The organism is Psychrobacter sp. D2, from assembly GCF_013608135.1.
GTDB lineage: Bacteria > Pseudomonadota > Gammaproteobacteria > Pseudomonadales > Moraxellaceae > Psychrobacter > Psychrobacter cryohalolentis.
Map to the genome: position 1 here is coordinate 84,179 of NZ_JACDXZ010000004.1, position 22,884 is coordinate 107,062.

Annotated in this window: 16 protein-coding genes and 1 tRNA gene; 10 read left to right on the top strand and 7 right to left on the bottom strand. The window is 43.4% G+C overall.

From position 1 onward, the window contains the following. Positions 1-95 precede the first annotated feature (95 nt). Positions 96-1,487, top strand: a complete 1,392-nt coding sequence (locus H0262_RS06935) for an HlyD family secretion protein (protein ID WP_181210212.1) — start codon at positions 96-98, stop codon at positions 1,485-1,487. Positions 1,488-1,607: 120 nt separating this feature from the next. Here H0262_RS06935 and pdxH read toward each other — a convergent pair whose 3' ends face one another. The 5 genes from pdxH to cysS form a co-directional block, all read right to left on the bottom strand. Next, a complete protein-coding gene (pdxH, locus tag H0262_RS06940; protein ID WP_181210213.1) occupies positions 1,608-2,258 on the bottom strand; it encodes a pyridoxamine 5'-phosphate oxidase in 651 nt (216 codons plus the stop codon). Between the two features lie 46 nt (positions 2,259-2,304). After that, complete coding sequence (gene glmM / locus H0262_RS06945) at positions 2,305-3,672, bottom strand: phosphoglucosamine mutase (RefSeq protein ID WP_181210214.1); 1,368 nt, start codon at positions 3,670-3,672, stop codon at positions 2,305-2,307. Between the two features lie 245 nt (positions 3,673-3,917). Further along, complete coding sequence (guaB, locus tag H0262_RS06950) at positions 3,918-5,390, bottom strand: IMP dehydrogenase (RefSeq protein ID WP_011280629.1); 1,473 nt, start codon at positions 5,388-5,390, stop codon at positions 3,918-3,920. 400 nt (positions 5,391-5,790) lie between these two features. Further along, positions 5,791-7,737 (bottom strand): mechanosensitive ion channel family protein, encoded by a 1,947-nt coding sequence (locus H0262_RS06955; RefSeq protein ID WP_259275425.1) that lies wholly within the window; start codon positions 7,735-7,737, stop codon positions 5,791-5,793. A 123-nt stretch (positions 7,738-7,860) separates the two neighbouring features. After that, positions 7,861-9,327, bottom strand: a complete 1,467-nt coding sequence (gene cysS / locus H0262_RS06960) for a cysteine--tRNA ligase (protein ID WP_181210215.1) — start codon at positions 9,325-9,327, stop codon at positions 7,861-7,863. Between the two features lie 225 nt (positions 9,328-9,552). Here cysS and H0262_RS06965 point away from each other — a divergent pair, with 225 nt between their 5' ends. Further along, a complete protein-coding gene (locus H0262_RS06965; RefSeq protein WP_181210216.1) occupies positions 9,553-10,197 on the top strand; it encodes a cob(I)yrinic acid a,c-diamide adenosyltransferase in 645 nt (214 codons plus the stop codon). Between the two features lie 103 nt (positions 10,198-10,300). Here H0262_RS06965 and H0262_RS06970 read toward each other — a convergent pair whose 3' ends face one another. After that, positions 10,301-11,278, bottom strand: coding sequence for a hypothetical protein (locus tag H0262_RS06970; protein ID WP_011513341.1), 978 nt, complete (start codon positions 11,276-11,278; stop codon positions 10,301-10,303). A 396-nt stretch (positions 11,279-11,674) separates the two neighbouring features. On the opposite strand from H0262_RS06970, the gene H0262_RS06975 reads away from it, so the two are divergent. From H0262_RS06975 to H0262_RS07005, 7 genes are all read left to right on the top strand, one after another. Then, entirely contained in the window at positions 11,675-12,403 is a 729-nt protein-coding gene (locus tag H0262_RS06975; RefSeq protein ID WP_181210217.1) for a glycerophosphodiester phosphodiesterase, read from the top strand. A 449-nt stretch (positions 12,404-12,852) separates the two neighbouring features. Further along, a complete protein-coding gene (locus H0262_RS06980; RefSeq protein ID WP_181210356.1) occupies positions 12,853-14,031 on the top strand; it encodes a fatty acid desaturase in 1,179 nt (392 codons plus the stop codon). A gap of 273 nt (positions 14,032-14,304) precedes the next feature. After that, positions 14,305-15,765, top strand: coding sequence for a YdiU family protein (locus H0262_RS06985; protein ID WP_181210218.1), 1,461 nt, complete (start codon positions 14,305-14,307; stop codon positions 15,763-15,765). A 329-nt stretch (positions 15,766-16,094) separates the two neighbouring features. Continuing rightward, positions 16,095-18,416 carry an NADP-dependent malic enzyme gene (locus tag H0262_RS06990; protein WP_020443216.1) on the top strand — a complete coding sequence of 774 codons (2,322 nt, stop codon included), beginning with the start codon at positions 16,095-16,097 and terminating at the stop codon, positions 18,414-18,416. Positions 18,417-18,569: 153 nt separating this feature from the next. Next, entirely contained in the window at positions 18,570-19,742 is a 1,173-nt protein-coding gene (locus H0262_RS06995; protein WP_181210219.1) for a tRNA nucleotidyltransferase, read from the top strand. A gap of 59 nt (positions 19,743-19,801) precedes the next feature. Beyond that, positions 19,802-20,605, top strand: a complete 804-nt coding sequence (locus tag H0262_RS07000) for a pteridine reductase (protein WP_259275426.1) — start codon at positions 19,802-19,804, stop codon at positions 20,603-20,605. A gap of 82 nt (positions 20,606-20,687) precedes the next feature. Next, positions 20,688-20,764, top strand: a tRNA-Ile gene (locus H0262_RS07005). A 3-nt stretch (positions 20,765-20,767) separates the two neighbouring features. Here the strand turns inward: H0262_RS07005 and H0262_RS07010 are convergent. Continuing rightward, complete coding sequence (locus H0262_RS07010) at positions 20,768-20,974, bottom strand: transposase (RefSeq protein ID WP_181210220.1); 207 nt, start codon at positions 20,972-20,974, stop codon at positions 20,768-20,770. Positions 20,975-21,438: 464 nt separating this feature from the next. Between H0262_RS07010 and urtA the strand changes: the two genes are divergently transcribed. Beyond that, complete coding sequence (gene urtA / locus H0262_RS07015) at positions 21,439-22,749, top strand: urea ABC transporter substrate-binding protein (RefSeq protein WP_181210358.1); 1,311 nt, start codon at positions 21,439-21,441, stop codon at positions 22,747-22,749. Positions 22,750-22,884 lie beyond the last annotated feature (135 nt).

Below are 22,884 nucleotides of genomic sequence, written 5' to 3' on the forward strand. Positions count from 1 at the left end.
GTGCAAATGCTATTGTGTATTCTATAGCGCCTATTCTCTCTTATTATTATTGTAACGTTATCTATTATGCTTATTAAATCCTTTAGGAGCGTGTCATGAACGAAGACAAACCGAACCGCGTTGATGACGCAAGCACCCCTAACAAAATAGCTAAAACTGTTGAAAATGCTCAAGCTAGTGAATCATCATCAAATCAAGTGGTTGTGGATACACCATCACAGTCATACGTGGCTTCCAATAATGACACAAATACCAATATAGCAGCCATTCAACCTGAACCGACTATGCCTGCAACTCGGATTCAAACCGACCCTTCTGATGACTTACCTACGAATACCAATGAGCCTATAGACGCCGCTGATACAAATAAAATAGACAGCACTGAGGCAGGCGATGGCAAAGATGATACACCGATGCCACCCACTGAATCTATTCCTGCGCCAGCAGGTTGGTCGCCCAAAAAGAAGTCATTTTTTAATTTAGCCTTACTGATTGCGCTGATTGTTATTGGTGTGGCACTCATTCTCTATGCGTGGAAACTGCCACCTTTTACCCCAACCATGCAGCAAACCAATAATGCTTTCGTTAAAGGACAAACCACCATTATCAGTCCGCAAGTGTCAGGTTATGTGACAGAAGTAGCGGTAGAAGATTTTGCAAATGTTGTAGCTGGTGACTTATTGGTAAAAATAGATGATCGTACTTTTCAGCAGCAGCTCGAACAAGCGCAGGCGAATATCGATATTGCGTTAACCAATCGCTCTAGTAATGCGCAAGATACTGGCACCAGCCAAGCACAGATTCAGGCACGCGAGGCAGATGTTTATAGCGCCAAAGTGAGTGTCGACAGTGCCCGCGAGGACGTTAACCGTTATCAGGGCTTGATTGCCATTGGTGCAGTATCAAGTGCAGATGTTGCTCATGCTGAAGCTCAATTAGCAAAAGCACAAGCTGGTGTCCAACAAGCGGAAGCCAATTTACAAGTGGCAGTCGAGAGCAGCGAAAAAACGACTGCTAGCCGCTCTTCATTAGATGCCAATATCAAAAATGCTGAAGCCGCCGCAAAACAAGCACAGATTAATTTGGACAACACCATAATCCGTGCTCCTGAATCGGGACAACTGAGTCAGTTGACCGTTAAAACAGGACAATATGTCACTGCTGGTACGCAGCTTATGTATATCGTACCAAAAGGCGTATGGATTATTGCCAACTTTAAAGAGACGCAAGTGGCAAATATGACCATTGGTGAAGCTGCCACTATTCATGTGGATGCCTTAGGTGGCACACAATTTAGCGGACGGGTCAGCAATATATCACCCGCAACAGGCAGTGAATTCAGTGCTGGCGCTGCCAATCCTGCGACAGGTAACTATATTAAAATTGCTCAGCGTATTCCGGTACGCATCGACTTAGACTCTAACCAGCCAGACCTTGCCCGCCTACGCCCTGGTATGTCTGTGTCGGTAGATGTTGATACCAAATAGCTCCACTATAAAAGAAATGAAAAAAAGCCACTTTTTTTGCCATATGAATATGACAGGTAAAGTGGCTTTTTTATAGACATGAACTTCTTCTAAGACCATATCATGCGCTATTGATTACGTTTAAGGCAATAAGCGTTTGGTACTAAAGCTACCATCCGCCTCTTTATGATAGACAATACGGTCGTGCATTCGATTGGCGCGACCTTGCCAAAACTCAATCTCATTGACAGTAATCTCGTAACCACCCCAAAACTCAGGCGTTGGTACGGCTGCGCCTTCTGGATAGTCTGTTTTCAATTGCTCAAACGTCTGCTCCATCACTTCGCGATTAGCAACTTCACCGCTTTGTGGTTGGCTAACCCACGCGCCTACTTGGCTATCGTGAGGGCGTTTTTGAAAGTAAGCAGCAGATTTATCAGCATCAATTTTAGCAATACTGCCGCTGATACGAATCTGACGCTCAAGCTTGTGCCAAAAAAACAGCGCTTCTGTATTAGGATTTTCAGCGATATCTTGACCCTTGGCACTTTCGTAATTGGTATAAAAAACGATACCTTTATCTGTAATTTCACGTAATAGAACAATACGTACGCTAGGCTTAGTATCCTCACCACAAGTCGCTAAGCTCATCGCATACGGCTCTTGTACTTGCGCCTCTATTGCTTCATTCATCCAAACATTTAACAACTCAAACGGTGATGCTGGTATTGATTGTTGGTCTAGTTGACCTTTTTCATATGACAAACGCTGATCGCTAAAGTCCATACTCATGATTGTCCCTTATTTTGCTATTCTAGTATGTTTATATCAAAGACTATTAACCCAATATGGCTTTTATTTTATCTGCCAAATCATTCGCCATTACATCACATTCTATCTCATCATCTGACTCAACCATGACTCGAATCATAGGCTCTGTACCCGATTGGCGAATAAGCAAGCGACCGCGACCTTCTAAAGTAGCACGAGCTTTATCAAAAGCAACCACTAGCTTTTCATGCTCAAACGGATCTTGCATTTGAGGCAAGCGTACATTGACCAGTTTTTGTGGTAATACTTCAAAGCCTTCAGTTAAATCACTTAGTGCTTTGCCTCTTGCTTGCATGACTGCAAGTATCTGCAAACTTGCGATAATAGCGTCGCCAGTCCGGCTTTTATCCAAGCACAAGATATGACCTGACGGCTCACCGCCCAATATCCAACCGTTGGCCTCAAGCTCTTGCATCACATAACGATCGCCTACTTTTGCACGGGTAAATTCAATACCAGCGTCTTTTAATGCCAATTCTAAGCCCATGTTACTCATCAATGTCCCAACGACACCTTTGGCTTTAGTTTGACCTTGAGTAGCAAGTACATACAAGATACCATCGCCGTCAACCAAATTGCCGGCTTCATCGACCATCACAATACGGTCGCCATCACCATCTAAGGCAATGCCCACATCGGCTTCGTATTTTAGCACTGCTTCTTGCAAACCTTCAGGATGGGTTGAGCCACAATCAGCATTGATATTAATGCCGTCAGGCTTATTATTAATGGCGATGACATTGGCGCCCAGCTCACGCATGACACGAGGCGCCACGCTATAGCCTGCACCATTTGCACAGTCGACGACCACAGTCAGATGATCTAAGTCATATTGATAGGGAAAGCTGCCTTTACAAAATTCAATATAGCGACCTTTCGCATCATCGATACGATTATTTTTGCCCAATTGTGCCGGATCAAGAATAGGCATTACGGCATCGTTATTACCGTCGACCGCCATAATAGCGTCCAACTTATCATTGATAGCATTTTGCATTGCATCAGTTAATTTTTTGCCGTCGGCTGAGAAAAATTTGATGCCATTATCATAGTATGGATTGTGTGAGGCAGAAATGACTACGCCTGCATCGGCATTAAAGCTACGGGTCAAATGTGCGATAGCAGGTGTGGGCAATGGCCCTAACATATATACATCGACGCCAGCGGCGTTAAAGCCTGCTTGTAGTGCGCCTTCGATCACATAGCCTGACAACCGCGTGTCTTTACCAATCACAACACTTGGCTTACGCGGCGAATTTTGATTGTTTTCTATCAGCACCAATCCTGTGACATAGCCGAGCTTTAAGATAAAATCTGGCGTAATTGGCAGCTCACCAAATTTACCGCGAATACCATCAGTGCCAAAGTAGCTCATTATTATTGTTCCTTAAGTCTAAAAGTAAAAGCCTCGACGTGGAAGCAGGCTCAGTAGCTTCAATCATTCACTGTCATCAATGGTTTTGATAAGACAAACAGTTATGAATTATTAGAATAATCTATGATTGTATTTTACAAAAAAAACAGCCAACAATAACAAGGCATTGTTGGCTGTTTGTATCTTAACGTCGCTTGACACTGTACAGCTGCGAGTCATCGCATCCTATAGCGGCAAAGATATAATTAGTCGACTCGATAGTTAGGTGCTTCTTTGGTGATTTGCACATCATGCACATGCGATTCTTTCATACCCGCTGAGGTAACTTTGATGAACTGTGGTTTGCTGCGCATATCTTCAATCGTGGCACAGCCGGTATAACCCATAGATGAGCGCAAGCCACCTACCAATTGGTTGACGATACCAGCGACTGGACCTTTATAAGGTACACGACCTTCGATACCTTCTGGCACCAATTTTTCCACACCGTCTTTGGCATCTTGGAAGTAGCGATCTGATGAGCCGTTTTGACCTGACATCGCGCCCAAGCTACCCATACCGCGATACGCTTTATAATAGCGACCTTGGAACAACTCAACTTCACCTGGCGCTTCTTCTGTACCTGCCATAAGTGAGCCAACCATGATGCATGACGCACCAGCAGCAATGGCTTTTGCCATATCACCTGAATAGCGAATACCACCATCAGCAATCAATGGAATACTGTCTTGCAAAGCGCTTGCAACACTATCAATCGCCGAGATTTGCGGCACACCGATACCAGCGATGATACGTGTGGTACAGATAGATCCTGGACCAATACCAACTTTGACCGCATCTGCACCAGCATCACGTAAGGCTTTTGCCGCATCACCTGTCGCGATATTGCCGCCAATCACTTGTACATGCGGGAAATGTTTTTTAATCCAAGATACTTTATCAATAACGCCTTTTGAGTGACCATGCGCGGTATCAACAACGATGATATCGACGTCAGCCGCAATCAAAGCTTCAACGCGTGCTTGAGTATCAGCGCCCGTACCAACTGCTGCGCCAACACGCAGGCGACCTTGCTCATCTTTACAAGCATTGGGATTGTTTTCAGCTTTAGCAAAGTCATTGACCGTAATCAGACCACGCAAACGGAAATCATCATTAATAACAATAACTTTTTCGATACGGTGCTCGTGTAGCAGTCTTTTGATGTTTTCGTTGCTCTCACCTTCTTTAACGGTGACGAGCTGCTCTTTCGGCGTCATGATATGGCTAACAGGCAATGATAGATTGGTCTCAAAGCGCCAGTCACGATGAGTAACGATACCGACTACTTTATCAGTGCCCTTTTCAACCACTGGCACGCCTGAGATGTTATTGTCTTGGGTCAGTCTTAATAACTCACCGATGGTCATCTCTGGATGCACAGTAATAGGATCAACCACAGTACCAGCTTCGAATTTCTTGACGCGGCGCACTTGCATTGCCTGCTTATCGATATCCATACTCTTATGCAAAATACCTAAACCACCAAGTTGTGCCATGGTAATGGCCATCTCAGACTCAGTGACTGTATCCATAGCAGCAGAAATTAGCGGTAAATTTAGCGTGATACTTTTTGTTAGGCGGGTCGTTAGATTAGCAGCTTTTGGCAGTATTTCTGAATAAGCTGGCAATAATAAAACGTCATCAAAGGTTAAGGCTTCATCGACAATTCGCAACATACAGACCCCTAGTAGTGGTTATTTTGATGGGTGGGCAATACAGCATCAAGAAAATCAACGAAAATTCTATCAAAATCATAAGGTTATAAACCTATCAGAAAACAATAAAACTGTGGGGAACAAATACTAAATACAAACATTCGCTCGGCACATCATCAATTCATCATTGCTCATTAAATCATTGGCTCAGCAGACTGGCTAATACAGCGCCCTTTACCTGCCCCAAAATCTAACTATACAATGCTTAACAACTGAATTATCCCTTAAAAATAACGCCATATTATAACAAATAAGCAAGCAAATCGCATGCTATATTTGTCAATAGGTTTTACCCAAAGCTGTCTATCGATAGTGACGCTGTACATTCAATTTTTTTAAGCGCCAAACCAATAGACATTGACTATTTTTGTCTCAATACAAGGTGCTCAGCTGGTAAATAATGCTTTTGTTCACGGTACAAATAATCAAGCATCTGCTCACGTATCTCACAGGCCAGTGTCCATGCTTCTACAGGGCCTACCGCTGAAACAGCGCCGCGCAGTTGAATGGTCTTTTCAGTTACCTCAACGACAAATATTTCAGGCTCAGTTTTATTGTCCCAAAGCTTATTGTCTTTCACCACCGAAATAAACTGCTGCCGAATGGCGTCAATATCTGCACCATAATCGATATATAAGAACACAGGACAGGTCTGATGCACTTCTGTATGCGACCAGTTCTCTACCATTTCGGTGATCAATTCGCGCATCGGCACGATTAATCGACGTTCATCCCATGTTTTTAGTACCGCATAAGTGTAACGCAGGTCTTCAACGGTACTAAAGTTGCCATCCATTATCACACTGTCGCCAATTCGTACGGGCTGTGTCACTGCTACCTGTACTCCAGCAATGATGTTACCCAGTATTGGTTGAGCGGCGATACCAATGACCACGCCAGCAATGCCAGCCGAAGTCAGTAAGGTTTTGCCAAAGCCTTCCATGTTGGCAAACTCACTCAGACCTATCCAAATACTGCCCAACACCATGACAAATACGAAGACGCGGCGAAATATCGATACGTAAGTTCGACGACGGCGCACTTTGTCAAACTGCTCCTCTCCTAGATTTTCAATCTGCATATCTTGATAGCGGTTGGCAAAAAAGTTGATAACACGTATACCGAGCCACATGGCGCTAAAGACCAATCCAATCCAAATAATCGGACGTGTCGAGGAAGCGACTGCATCCAGATAAGGAAAGCCGCCCGATACCAAGGTAAATACCGATGAGAAGCTGATGGTAAAGGTTAGCGGTACTGTCAGCTTATTGACCAAATCTTCCACGCTATTATGGTGGAGCGTACTCAGCCTATTGCCTGCTTTATCTTTGACATACCAATTGAGAAGCTTGCCAGCACCTTTGCTGAGTAACCAGCCCACTCCCATGGTAAAAGAGAAGAAAACAAGTAATGCTAAAAACTCCCAGATGGCGATGCTAAATAACTGTAATTTTGTCCACGCCGGTAAATAACGCTCAAACTTTGCCGGATGATATTGCTCATAGAGGTTATCGATATTACCAACCGTTTGGGCAGAAAATACCCAAAAAGGCGCACTATCATCAATGCGCACACGCTCTAGATGTATGGGTACACGGCGCTCACGATAATCGATATAACCAAGCTGAATAGAGCGTCTAGGAATGCCTTGAATACTGTTCGTGCTACCAAGCGGTGGCTCAATCAAACCGTCAGGACGATCTGGCAATTCATCAAAAACATAGAGCTTTTTTTCAATCAACAGAAAATCAAGTTGTTTGGCCAGATCTATCGCCCGACTACGCTGCAACTTACCATCAATCAAGTTCATATTTAGTGCATAAGCTGCCAAATCATATTGCTGATTCATGACTGCCGATTGGAAAAACTCTAATGTGGCAAGGGGTGTCGACAGATTCGGCGGCTCAGACAAGGGCGGCAAACCTGCATTGAGCTTATCTAACGCATAGTAGTTTTCGTTGTAATCACCAGTGAGACCAGAATCTCCTTGTAGCACACCTGCTTGCTGCACTGTCCTTTTTTCTAGCGGGCTAATTACCTCTGCTGCAACGGCAGAGACAGTCACCCCTTCTTCTTTTAACTTATCGATTCTTTGCGCAGCATACTCCACCAAATTTTCTGGTTTTGTAGTAACTGTCTCTTCAATATTTCGATTGTCTATGTCCTCAGTACTGCTTGCTGCATAAGCAGAAATGCACGCCATATTTAATAGGATAAATAAGCTGCCAATTATAAAGAGCAGTCGCGGTAGAAACTGGGCATGAGACTGTAGAGAGTGAATCCTGAGAAATCCAAAAGGAGTTTGCATACAAAAACTCTTGCTAATAAGTATGATATTAAGCTAATGCAGAAGACACAAAAAAGCCAGCAGATAGCTGGCTTAATTTATTATTGTTTGTGAATGAACAAGCGCAAAAAACTAATGCTTACATTAAGCACGGCGCCAAGTGGTGCCCGCACGACTGTCTTCAAGCTCAATACCAGCATCTTTCAACTGCACACGTATCTCATCAGCACGCGCAAAGTCTTTATTGGTTTTGGCATCTGTACGCTCGATGATTAGCCCATCAATGGCTTCGTCGGTTAAACTATCTTCAGCTGCTTCACCAATGACGGCTTGCAAGAACTGCTGCACAGGCTGCTGTAAAATATTAAGCGTTTGCGCCAAAGCTTTTAAGTGCTGCGCTAATTGCCATGCAGTCTCTACATCTTGTGCTTTACTCGCTTTATTGATATCACGCGCCAATCCAAACAGCACACTGATTGCCGTTGAGCTATTAAAGTCGTCATTCATGGCTTTGATAAAGTCTTGTCCCACCGCACTAGCATAGGCATTATGAATCAAGGCTTCATCGATAATAAGTACTTCACCTTTTTGTTGTTCAGCAACTTTTAATGCTTGATACAACCTGCTTAGGCTATTATGCGCTTCGTCCAAGGCACTATCAGAGAAGTTTACTTGACTGCGATAATGACTCGACAATAAGAAGAAACGAACCGTTTCTGGTAAGTATTTTGCCATGACATCACGAATGGTAAAAAAGTTACCCAATGATTTAGACATTTTTTCGCCATCAACATTGATAAAACCAACGTGCATCCAGTTACGCGCGTATTCACAGCCGGTCGCTGCTTCAGATTGGGCAATCTCATTTTCATGATGCGGGAACTGCAAATCATGACCGCCGCCATGGATATCAAAGGTATTACCAAGGCATTTGGTCGACATCGCTGAGCATTCAATATGCCAGCCTGGACGCCCTTGACCCCACGCTGATGCCCATTGCGGCTCATCCGGTTTCGCCGCTTTCCATAACACAAAGTCAAACGGATTGCGCTTGTCGTTTTCGACTTCAACCCGTGATCCTGCCTGCATATCATCAAGGTTACGTTTTGACAATTTGCCATAATCTGCGAAGCTATCGACTGCATAGTAGACATCACCATTATCACCCGCGTAGGCATAGTCATTACTAACCAGCGTCTCAATCATCTGCTGCATCTCATCGATATGATCGGTCGCACGCGGTTCTGCATCAGGGGACAAGCAGCCAAGTGCTGTCGCATCTTCATGCATGGCAGTAATAAAACGTTGGGTCAATGTGCCAATCTCTTCACCATTTTCGGCAGCACGAGTAATGATTTTGTCATCAATATCAGTAATATTACGCACGTAATTTACATCATAGCCCAATTGTGCAAGCCAACGTACTGCCATATCAAAGCCAACCATCACTCGAGCGTGACCGATATGACAATAATCATAAACCGTCATGCCACACACATACATGCCAACTTTGCCCGTGGCAAGCGGCTTGAATGCTTGCTTGCGTCCAGTAAGTGAGTCATAGATGACGAGCTGAGACATCGCGTCTGCAAGAGGTGTGGTCATAGTCATAAAGCCTTTAAATTAAAAGTATAAGAGAAAACAAGCCTAGCAATCATGTACGCTTAGCCAATAAAAAAGCGCTTACATAAGCAAATCATGCATAAATCAAGGGTAAAGAGAACATCAATATAAAACTTAACCCATTATCTTAGCGAAAATGCTCGTAAAATACTACAATGAGCGCGCAAGTAAGACTCTGTAATGATAAAAACATTGATAGTTAAGGATAAAAATATGGGCAATCGTTTAAGCAAAATTTATACGCGTACTGGCGATGATGGTAGTACTGGCATGGCAGATGGCAGCCGCGTTAGCAAGGCGGACATCCTATTTAGTGTGATGGGTGATATTGACGAGCTCAACTCGCACATTGGCTTGGTACGTGCGCAGCTTACTCAAGCGTTAAGTGCGCAAACCAATAATTCAAGTCACAGCCAACAGCTACCTGAACGCTTGCAAACAAAGCAAGAAGTCGACTTTGCCCAAGCTTTAGTCATTATTCAACATTTATTATTTAATATCGGTGGTGAGCTTGCTATGCCAGAATATGAAGGCGTAAATACGATTCATATTGATTGGCTTGAGCAGCAGATCGATGCGATGAATACGACGTTACCACCGCTAAAAGACTTTATCTTACCAACAGGCTCATTATTGGTCAGCCAGTTGCATGTGGCACGTACTGTTTGTCGCCGCGCTGAGCGCCAAGCAGTATTACTAAGACAAGCGCAGCCTCAAGCCATTCGACCGACAGCGGTCAGCTTTATCAACCGTTTGTCTGATTGGCTCTTTGTCGCCGCACGTTTTTGCACAGACCCTGAACAGGTCTCTGAAGTCTTGTGGGACAGCCAAGTATTACAAAAATTCGCTGATAGTTGAGCCATTTAATGAACCATAAAAAAACGCCTGCAATAAATATGTTGCAGGCGTTTTTTTATTGAAATACTGAAACGATGCTTATCGATATTTAGTAGCAATAAGATTAATAAGTTGCTTCTTTATCTTCAATAATGACCATATCAATGCTTTCATCTTTAGGCGTTGCTTTTGGTGCTTCTGGAGCAGCAGGTGTAGGAGTTACTGTACTAGGCGCAGTAGTGCTAGGTGTTGGCGCTGACGGAGTGCTACTTGGCGTCTTTGTATTTTGACTGCTGTTTTGATTAACAACTGGTGGCTTAGCAGGTTGTGCTGGACGCACAGGCGCAGCTGGCGTTACCGCTCTTGGCTGGCTAGTATTATTATTGCTCTGTGTATTCTGTGCTGGTTCACGGCGGCGTTCAGGTTGCTGAGTGCCACGTTGGGCGCGCTGCTCTTCCATTGCTGACTGGAGCGTTGAGCTGGCGACCACTTCTGATACCACTGTTAATAATGCTGGCTGTCCTGCGATACGTGTACGTACTTGACCACCTTGCGTACCAACAACATAGGTAAAAGCATCATCAATGAGCATATTGTTATTGATACGAATATTGTCATTGGCTAAGCGCGATTGCAAACTTGGCTGATTATTAGCGGCTTGCACTTGGCTGGCTTGATATAAGTCTTCACTTGGCAGAGTCATGCTGACGCTTGCCTGACAGGTTGTCAGACCATTTTCATTGGTTGCTTGCAACACGGCAGCATTTTGTATATCGATGATAATACCGTTTGCTTTAGTAGAAACCACACCGCTGCCTAAGCCAATCTCTGCATCGTTGGCATAACTGACTGCTAAAGTTTGGGCTTGTTGATTGAGCGTATTTTTCAAAGCGGATTTGAGGCGGTCTTGTACCATAGGATCATCACAGCTCACTGCCGTGGCAGCAGCGTTTTCACTAACCTGTGTTTCTTGCTCAGTCACTTCTACCGTTTCGGCATCGTCTTTTTCTGAGCGATCACAACCAGCAAGCGCTAAACCACATACCATGCCGATACCAGCAACCTTATACCATTTGCTCACACTTTTATTTGCTACGCTCATATCTCTTTTGCTCCAATTTACTGATTCGTACCGTCGCTCACGGACAGTATTTGACATTTACACTATAAAACTCAAATCTAGCAGAAACCGGCATTGCGATAGATTTGAAAACCACATTATTATACGGTGTTTGCAGGAGATGGTCATCCATGTAGCCTACTGATATACAAATAACGTTCAACATTGTGTCCGAAATCTAGCTTTAGTTGCAAAAAAGCTACAAATATATATTTACTTAAACAAATATTTAGATGATGACAGAAAGTTTTATCAGCATAAAATTTTTATAAATGCTTTATTCAATACGCTTTGATACGTGATAGCGTTGGATGCAGTTAATAACAGACGATATAATATTTCCATTATAATGCTCAAAATATGAGATGGTCACTGGTTATGATAGATCTTAAGAACACCTTGCTACTTGGTCATCGCGGCGCGCGCGGTGAAGCGTTAGAAAATACCTTATCAGGTTTTGAATATGCGCAAAATTTGCAAAGCTCTGGTTTGGCAGGTATAGAGTTCGATGTACAACTTAGCCGAGATGGACAGCTCATCGTCTTTCATGATGAAACGCTTGAGCGCATGTGTGCGCAGCAGTCGCGTCTAGACCAGCTAAATGTGAGCGAAATACAGCGTCATCATCAGTTTGGTCAGCCAATTATCACGTTGCTTGACATTGCTTCTGCTCTAAATATCTATACTTATATTGAGCTTGAGGTTAAAACTCATAGTCGCACTGATTATGCCAAACTCGTAAAAGCCTTGATGCGTGACCTCATTGATAGCCCCCTTGCTAGCCTACCGATTGTGCTAACCAGCTTTGATGTTGAGCTGCATGCCCATTTACAACGCAGTACTTTCATAAGGCATATACCACGTGGGCTGCTTATTCGAGAGCCTAAACTACTGAAACAGGCTCCCAATACTGCCTTACAACTTGGCTGTAAGCAATTAGGTATCCACTATCCGCTTTTGGATCGTGAAGTCATACAGTATTGTCATCGCTATGACTTACCTGTAAGTGCATGGACGGTCAATGATATTGAGACTATTAAGCAGCTTATAAACTGGCAAGTTGATGTGATTATTACTGATTATCCAAGCTATTTATTATTACCTTAACGCATTACTCCTATTTCTAAACTCGCTTTTGTGATGTACATATTTATTGTTTTACTTACATTTTTACCTTATAGCTGATAAGTCACGGCTTATTTGCCATAACACCTACTATAATCCATACAAGTTATTGTTATTTAGCAATATTTTTATAGTGTATAAGTGTTCACTTTACTAAGTATTTAAGGTAATATAGACGCTTAAATTAATACCGTTAGGGATATTATATGATTGCAAAAAAAGCACTTGGCTTACCGCTTAAAGGCTTACGTTTCGCTATCAAATCTGGTGACACACTTGTCAAAAATGCCAGCATTCAAGTCACACGTTTTAAAACACGTTTTGATGAGAATAAAGCAAAAAACTCACTCGATGAGATGCCTGTTGCCAAACGCAACTATGCAAGCGCCTCTGAGCAGACTGAACTGCCTACCGATGTAGACAATATCGATATGCGTGAATTTGAGTTTACCAAAGCACCGATTAACTGGATTCCAGCGACTATTCTGGTAGCCACGCCTATTGCTGCAGCAATTATTACGCCATGGTATCTGTTCACCCATCAAGTCAGCGCACCGGTTTGGGGCGTATTTGGTGCGTTTATGGTTTGGACGGGTATCAGTATCACAGCTGGTTATCACCGTTTACTATCGCATCGTGCTTATAAAGCGCATCCAATCGTCAAAAACTTTTTATTGCTAGGTTCTACCTTTGCGGTACAGGGTTCAGCGTTTGATTGGGTTTCTGGTCACCGTACGCATCATCGTCATGTCGATGATCGCTTAGAAGACCCTTACTCAGCGAAACGTGGCTTTTTCTTTAGTCATATGGGCTGGATGCTACGCAATTATCCTAGTGGTAAGTTTGACTATAAAAATATCCCTGACCTGACCAAAGACAGAACGCTGCAAATTCAGCATAAATATTACGGTTTATGGGTTGCTGCATTGAACATCGGTGCAGTCGCCGCGATCGGTTGGTTATTGGGTGATGTTTGGGGTACTTTGGTCATCGTCGGTTTGCTACGTCTGGTACTGACGCATCACTTTACCTTCTTTATCAATTCGCTATGTCATATGTTTGGGTCGCGTCCTTATACCGATACCAACACTGCCCGTGATAACTTCTTCTTGGCTCTATTTACGTGGGGTGAGGGTTATCATAACTATCATCACTTCTTCCAATACGATTATCGTAATGGCGTAAAATGGTGGCAGTATGATCCAACCAAATGGCTCATCGCTGGTTTATCGAAGCTGGGTTTAACTACTGAGCTACGTACTGTTGACGACACCACTATCAAGCATGCTGAAGTACAAATGCAATTTAAAGCCGCTCAGCAGCAGATCGATACGGTCACATCAAGTGGTATTGATATTCCTCATGCGATGAAAAGCTTCCAAGATCGTATTAAGTTTGAATATGATGCTTTTACGCAAACGGTTGAAGAATGGCAAGCATTAAAAGCAAAAACCATTGAGCTGAAAAAGACCGAGTTTGCTGATCGCTTGCATGAAGTTGAAGATGAGTTAAAGCAAGATTATGCCAAGATTGAACAAAAAATATTGGCGCATAACAGCAACCTAAAAACAGCATTTCGCTCTATCGGCGAAAGCGCAAAAGCGGCTTAAGCATTGATCACTGGTTGATTATTTAGTATTTTATTGTGACGTTTCTCCTTCCCTCTATCTGTAAAAGATAGGGGGATTTTTTCGTGCGGTATTAAGTATCATGTCTATTAATAAATAATAGTGTGATTAACAATGATGTGATAATTAATCATGATTTACAAGAGACGGACAGAGTGCAATGCTGCTATATCAAGGCTATGTTATAGTGAGTTTATTCTATTCATATCTTAAATTTCCTCTCCCAGCTTTTATCTTTAAATTGGAACGGCTCTTATGCGCTATCAAAATACCTATGCTCAATTGGACACCCGTCTTTATCATGAGCAACTGCCAAACCCATTAGACAATCCTCGTGTCGGTCATTTTAATATTCAAGTTGCTGAGCAGCTGGGCTGGACGGAAGATACAGATTTGATGAATCGTTGGGTTGAAATACTTGGTGGGCAGTATGTGCCAGCTGAATTTCAGCCTTTATCAATGGCGTATGCCGGTCACCAGTTTGGGCAATGGGCGGGGCAATTGGGCGATGGTCGCGGCTTATTGATGGCGCAAGTACTCGATAAAAACAATCAACTACAAGATTTACATCTAAAGGGTGTAGGCTTGACGCCCTACTCACGCATGGGTGATGGGCGTGCAGTATTACGCAGTACCATTCGTGAGTATTTATGTGGTCATGCGCTCACTCAGCTTGGTATTTCCTCCTCTAATGCCTTGGGATTTGTGGTATCAGATACCAAAGTGCGCCGCGAACGAATAGAAGCAGGAGCGGCTTTAATGCGTGTGGCTGACAGTCATATTCGCTTCGGTCATGTTGAGTGGATTGCCAGCTTTGCGCCTGACCTACTTGGCGAATTTACCGACTATATGATTGATACTTATTATCCAGAGTGCCGTGAGAGTGATAAGCCAGTTCTAGCATTTTTACAAGCGGTGGTTGAGCGTACCGCACGCATGATAGCTGATTGGCAACTGATTGGATTTGCGCATGGCGTTATGAATACGGATAACTTGTCTATTACCGGCAGTACTCTAGATTTTGGTCCATTTGGCTTTATGGAACGCTTTAACCCTGCTTGGATTAATAATCACTCTGATCATAGCGGACGCTACGCCTATCAAAATCAGCCTGCTATTGGTCATTGGAATCTAAATATTTGGTTACCGCACTTTATGCGTCTAGACGGTGTGACGCGCGAGACGTTAGCAGATTGTCTAGCACCTTATGAAGCGACCTTTATGCAGCATTATCAGCAAGGGCTGTGTCGCAAGCTTGGGTTGCCGCATCAGCGTGAGAGTTTAAGCTTAGCGTTTGAATGGTTGACACTGCTAGAGGATAATCTACTCGACTATACCAATAGCTTCCGAGCGTTATTAGGATTAATCGCACCTCATCCTTATGAGCAGCAGTTGCTTGCAACCTTGACGGCCGAGCTGAATCCTGAAGCACAGCAAGTCTGGCAAGCATGGTCGATCCGTTATCTGGCACAAGTAAAGCAGGTATCGATTACTCAAGCAATTGAGGATATGCAAGCCAGCAATCCTATTTATGTATTGCGTAACAGCATGGCTCAGCGTGTTATCGTTGCCGCAGAGCAAGGACAGTTTGAAGAACTAAATAGAGTATTCGAGTTGCTTGCTAGCCCTTATACGCTACATGATAGCGCCATTGACCTTGATACCTTACCGCCTGCGCCTCATGCACCGCAAATGCCAATCAGCTGTTCGTCTTAATATATATTTATTCTGTAATATTTTGAAATATTTTGCATTTGGGGTTGATATTTGGGTCATTTTTTTGGCATTATCAACTAGCTAAATAATGAATATCAATTTATTATATTGTGTGCGCAGTTCATAGTCCTTAGCTAGGCAAATTATTGGCGATAATGTAGACTATCTATTTTGCACTATTGTTGTTTTTTGCTGATGTTTAAGCGCCGCATAGCACCCCTTAACAATCAATGTACACTCATGATCATATTCAATGGTTATTGAGAATTAGGCATTAGTTTTTATCACCATTTAATTTATTCCAATTTATCCTAACCATGGCAATTATTATGAATGACGATATCACTTTGAATACGGACACCCCTAGTACGGAAAAAGAGCAGTTTGAACAAGCTGCCTTACATTACCATGAGTTCCCTCGCCCTGGTAAAATCTCAGTTACTCCTATCAAGCAATTGGCAAACCAACGTGATCTGGCGCTCGCCTATTCACCAGGTGTGGCAGTACCTTGTCTTGAGATTCAAAGAGACCCATCTCTTGCGGCAAAATATACCGCACGTAGCAACTTAGTTGGTGTTATTACCAATGGTACAGCGGTGCTAGGTTTGGGAAATATCGGTCCATTGGCATCAAAGCCTGTTATGGAAGGCAAAGGGGTTCTATTCAAAAAGTTCGCTGGTATCGACGTTTTTGATATTGAAATTGCACAAAATGATCCGGACAAATTCATTGAGGCTGTTGCTTCTTTAGAGCCTACGTTTGGTGGGATTAATTTAGAAGACATCAAAGCACCAGAGTGTTTCAAAATCGAGCGCGAATTGCGTAAGCGTATGAACATTCCAGTATTCCATGACGACCAACATGGCACGTCAATCATTGTTGCGGCGGCGATGCTTAATGCATTAATCATCACGAACAAAAAAATTGAAGATATTAAAATCATTTGTTCTGGTGCCGGTGCTGCAGCGATTTCTTGCTTGGATATCATTTGCGCCCTTGGTGTGAATAAAAACAATATCTACGTATCAGACTCACGTGGCATTATCTCTACTACCCGTGAAAACCTTGATGAAACCAAACAACGCTACGCTCGTGAAACCACTGCTACGACTATTGAAGAGCTAATGGATGATGTCGACATGTTCCTAGGCTTATCTATGCCTGGTACATTGACAGAAGACATGGTTCGCCGTATGGCAAAAGACCCTATCATCTTTGCGCTTGCTAACCCAACGCCTGAGATCATGCCAGAAATCGCCCATGCCGTCCGTCCAGACGTTATTATGGCAACCGGTCGCTCTGATTATCCAAACCAAGTAAACAACGCATTGTGTTTCCCTTATATCTTCCGCGGTGCATTAGATGTAGGCGCAACGACTGTTAACGAAGAGATGAAAATTGCATGCGTACGCGCCATTGCTGCCATGGCACATGTTGAAGCGACGCCAATGAGCAACGTCAAAAACGTTGAAAGTACGCCAAGCTTTGGTCGTGATTACCTGATCCCAGGACCACTTGAGCCAAACCTAATCATTGAAATCGCCTCTGCAGTCGCAAAAGCGGCTATGGATTCAGGCGTTGCAACGCTTCCTATCGCAGATATGAAAGCCTATCGTCAGCGTCTGTCTGAGTTTGTCTATAACTCAGCGTTTGTAATGAAGCCTATTTTTGCTCGTGCAAAAGCAGATCCAAAACGTATCGTTTACTGTGAAGGCGAAGACAGCAACGTACTATTAGCAGTACAAGTAGTCGTCGATGAGCAGTTGGCTTATCCAATCTTGGTCGGTCGTCCTTCAGTGATCGAAAATAACATCGCCAAGCTAGCATTACGCTTGAAAGATGGCGTGAACATTACTATCGTCAATGTTGATGATGATCCGCGCTATAACGATTACTGGAAAGGCTACTACGAGAAAAACAAACGTACTGGGGTCAGTATCGAGCTTGCTCGCCGCGATGTGCGCCGCAAGACCTCTTTAATTGGTGCTCTTTTGGTTGAAAATGGCGATGCCGATGGTATGATTTGTGGTACATTCGGTCACTATCAGCTGCATTTAAAATATGTCGGCAGAGTAATCAATAAAAAAGAAGGCATTAATGATTTTTACGCGATGAATGCAGTGCTCATGCAAGATCGTAATATTTTTATTGCTGATACCTATATCCATGAAGATCCAACGGCTGAGCAATTGGCTGAGATGACTGTATTGGCAGCTGAGCAATTGTGCCGCTTTAGCATTACCCCACGTGTGGCTTTGGTGTCGCATTCAAACTTCGGAACTTCTGATCGTGCCAGTGCGGTCAAAATGCGTAAAGTACATCAACTGCTGACCGAGATGAATGTCGATTTTGAGTTTGACGGTGAAATGCAAGGTGATGCTGCACTTGACGAACATATCCGTGCCAATGACTTGCCTTCGAGCAATCTTAAAGGTTCAGCAAATCTACTCATCTTGCCAACGTTAGATGCGTCGAACATTGCCTTTAACCTGCTTAAAACAGCAACCGGTAGCGCGTCTATCGGTCCTATTTTGTTAGGCGCAAGCAAACCTGTACATATTCTAACGCCATCAGCCACAGCGCGCCGCGTGGTTAATATGACGGCACTTGCGGTCACTGAAGCTCAGGATTTAGACAACGAGAAACAGTAATTGATTATGCTCTGTAAAGTGCGCAATTTACACGGTCTTTTGCATTTTTTATAGAGACCGTCTGCTATACTAAAACCAGCCAATGCTTAAAGTATTGGCTGGTTTTTTTTGAAAAAATTTAGGTTAATTGGTAGTAAATATAAAGAGAATATTATGCAAGTGTATCTCGTCGGCGGTGCAGTACGTGATCAGCTATTAGGGCGCCCTATTAAAGATAAAGACTTCGTTGTCGTTGGGGCAACAGTTACTGAGATGCTTGACGCAGGTTTTCAGCAAGTAGGCGCAGATTTCCCTGTATTTTTGCATCCGGTGAGCCGTGAAGAATATGCCCTCGCACGAACTGAGCGTAAGCAAGGTTTGGGCTATCAGGGCTTTAGCGTACATACCAGTATTGACGTTAGTTTAAAAGACGATTTGCAGCGGCGCGACTTGACGGTCAATGCCATGGCCATAGAGGTTACTAGCTTAACCGACGATACGCCGATAAGTGGTGACGTGATTGATTATTATGGTGGACTTGACGACATAAAAAGTAAGAGCTTGCGCCATGTCTCAAGTGCCTTTAGCGAAGACCCTTTACGGGTGCTGAGAACTGCGCGCTTTTATAGCCGCTATTACGATTTGGGCTTTACTATCGCTGATGACACGTTAGTCTTGATGTGTGAGTTGGTTGCTTCAGGAGAGCTTACCCATTTAAGTAGCGAGCGTATTTGGCAAGAATCGAGCCGTGCAATGATGCAGCTCTCCCCTCAGGTATACTGGCAACAGCTATTTGATATCGGTGCCCTTGCAGAGTACTTTGCACCGTTACATCAGGCTTGGAATGATGATCAGATACGAGAGACAGTGCAAACATCGCTATATTTCGCCGGTCAGATGCAATTGAATCTATCACAGCGTTGGGCGCTATTAATGGTTAGCCTTAAGCCATCGTTATTTCAGACTAAGCCTACTGAAGCCATAACAGCGGTCAAAAGTATTAATGATATAGGTAATATGGCTAAAGTACCAAAGGTACAAACACAATTTGCTGGTTTATTCGTACAACAAGCTGACCAATTAAGCGTTATAACCCAACTCAGTGCCGCCGAGAAAATTGATCTTATTCAAGCCTGCAGCGCCCATAAAGAGCCTGAAAAACTCTCGCAGCTCTTGGTCACAAGCCAAGTATTGCAGTTATCTATACAGCACCGTCAGATGATGTTGGCATTAAATAGCTTTCACAGTATTGGTATGAATGATATTGATCAAAGTCTCAAAGGTCCAGCGATTGGTAAAGCCTTGCGTCAATGCAGAATTGAGCATTTACAAACGCAAACAGCCTGACATAAAAAGATTAAACACTCTTTAAAATTTTAAAACCATATCCTAATTAAAACTCTATTATGACTCAAACATCTAAAAATACCCAGCCTATGATGGCATCTGCCCCCGTTATGCTTGTGACTGGTAGCGCTAAGCGTATCGGTGCTGCAATTGTTCGTGCGGCTCATAAGCAAGGCTATCGCGTCATTATCCATTGTCATCATAGTGAGCAAGAGGCACATGCATTAGCAGACGTGCTGAATGATACTTGCGCTCATAGTGCTGTGGTTATTGTCGCGGATTTGGCAGTGGTAAATCAGGCAGACACTCTCAAGCACCTGACCCAAACTATTATGCAGGCATTTGGGCAACTAGACGTACTGGTACATAATGCCTCTCGCTTTTACTCTACTCCCCTTGGCAGTATTAATTATGACCAATGGGACGAGCTGCTGTTGACCAATGCCAAAGCGCCTTTGTTGTTAAGCCAATCGCTATATCCTTATCTTAAACAACAACAAGGTTGTATTATTAGTTTGCTCGATATTCATGCGCATGATAAGCCGTTTGCCAATTATACGGTTTACAATATGGCAAAAGCGGCGCATCGGATGATGGTGCAGTCTTTAGCACTGGATATGGCGCCTGATGTACGCGTTAATGGGGTCGCGCCTGGGGTCAATATTTTACCCGATGCAGATAGCGATCAAGCGATTGATAGCGAGCAGCAAAGTAAGATTATAAGCTCCATTCCTATGCAGCGAATAGGCATCCCTGCTGACATTGCGCATAGCGTGCTCTATTTGGCGCACGCCAGTTATGTGACGGGTGAGATAATAATTGTAGATGGAGGCCGAAGTTTGACGCTGGCTGGTGGTAATTAGTGATAATTCATCAAATAGTATGCCCTATCTGCTAACTTTTACTTGAAAATATATAAAAATCAGGTATCATTGTGCGTCTAAAGGGCCCATAGCTCAGTTGGTTAGAGCAGAGGACTCATAATCCTTTGGTCGTAGGTTCAAGTCCTACTGGGCCCACCAAATTCAAACCCCGTAAACGCAATGTTTATGGGGTTTTTTGTTGTCTAGTGTTTTTAGCTGGCTTGTTAGAGTGTGCGATAAACCTCTGAGGGTGGATTTGCCTATCCCCAATGAATCAGCAACGTCAGGTATTTTACGTTTGTGTTCAACGACTAAGTTGATGGCTTCTAATTTGAATTCTCGGGTGTATTGATTGCGTTTGTTGGTCATACTATGTTCCTTCTTTTGTTTAGTATAACCTCTTAGCAGCTGTCCGAATTTATTATGCCACTACATGCTGGCATGTCCTAGCAAGTCCTTACTGCTTTTATGAGTACTCAATTGGCTTAATTAATATCAGGGTTTGCTTTGCAAGCACCCTTGTTTACGCTTTCTGAACTTAGCAGCCCACCGCTTTCAATGTAATCGTTTTAATCCTCTTACTCTAGACACTTATGGTGCATAGAAAATCATAAAAACCATCATGGTGCGAAAAAAGTGCAATATCTCCTAAAAAGACCGATATTGGTGCGTTTATTGTGTATTTTGGAATGGCATAAATATTGAAGTGTTAATAGCAGTTAGAAATGGTTTGTTAACTCGGCCTACCAAGCTGCTACTTTATCTTTTTGGAGAAATATATGTCTTTATTGCCAACGCTTATCACTGCTACTCCTATCAGTACAAACTATCGTATCGACTCAAAACTCACATCACGTTTGTCTCTACTAGCAGTAGCCGTTGTAGGTAGCTTAAGTCTTATAGGTTGTCAAAAACCTGCAGAAACTAGCGCTGAGACCAATTCTACAGCCACAAAAATCGAAACGGCCGAGACCGCTACTACCCCTGCGGCAGATGGTGACACCATCAAAGTTGGTATCTTGCATTCTTTATCTGGGACGATGGCCATCTCTGAAACATCATTAAAAGATACTGCCCTCATGACCATTGATGAAATTAATGCCAATGGCGGTGTGTTGGGTAAGCAGCTAGAGCCAATCGTCGTAGATCCCGCTTCTGATTGGCCGTTATTCGCTGAAAAAGCACGTCAGCTGTTAACTCAAGACAAAGTGGATGTCATATTTGGTGGTTGGACATCGGTATCACGTAAGTCCGTGCTGCCTGTCGTTGAAGAACTAAATGGTTTAATGTTCTACCCTGTGCAGTACGAAGGTCAAGAGCAATCAGAAAACATTTTCTACACTGGTGCTGCACCTAACCAACAAGCCATTCCTGCCGTTGAATATTTAATGAGCCCAGAGGGCGGTAGTGCAGAACGCTTTGTCTTACTTGGGACAGACTATGTCTATCCTCGGACTACTAACCAGATACTGCGTGCTTTCTTGAAGTCTAAAGGGGTCGCTGAAACAGACATCATGGAAGAGTACACTCCTTTCGGTTTTAGCAACTATCAGACTATCGTTGGCAACATTAAAAGCTTCTCGACGGGTAAGAAAACGGCGGTTATCTCTACCATTAATGGGGACTCAAACGTACCCTTCTATCGTGAGCTTGCCAACCAAGGCATCAAAGCCTCTGATATCCCCGTCATGGCATTCTCAGTAGGAGAAGAAGAGCTTCGCGGTATCGATACTAGCTTATTGCAAGGGCATTTGGCGTCATGGAACTACTTTATGTCGGTTAAAAATCCTGTCAATAGCGGCTTCACCAAAAAGTATAAGAAATATGCGCTAGATCATAAGCTACCGAATGCTGAAAAGGTCGTGACCAATGATCCTATGGAAGCCACCTACGTGGGTATCAATATGTGGAAACAAGCAGTCGAAAAAGCAGGTACCACTAATGTCGATAAAGTGCGTATTAGTATGGGAGGTCAGACTTTTGACGCGCCATCAGGGTATACATTAAAAATGGATGAGGAAAACCATCACTTATGGAAGCCTGTCATGATCGGTCAAATCCGTGCCGATGGTCAGTTCGATGTGATTAGCAAAACGCCAAAAGTCATTCGTGCTGAGCCATGGAGTCAGTACATTCCTAAATAAGGTGTTGTCACCTAAACCGCAATCCTTAGCCCTTAGCCCTTAGCCCCTTAATGGTATCAATACCAGCAACCCTTTAGCTCCTCTACTGATAAAACAGTTTTCAGTAGAGGTTAGAGGAGTGTTGACTGCAAAAAA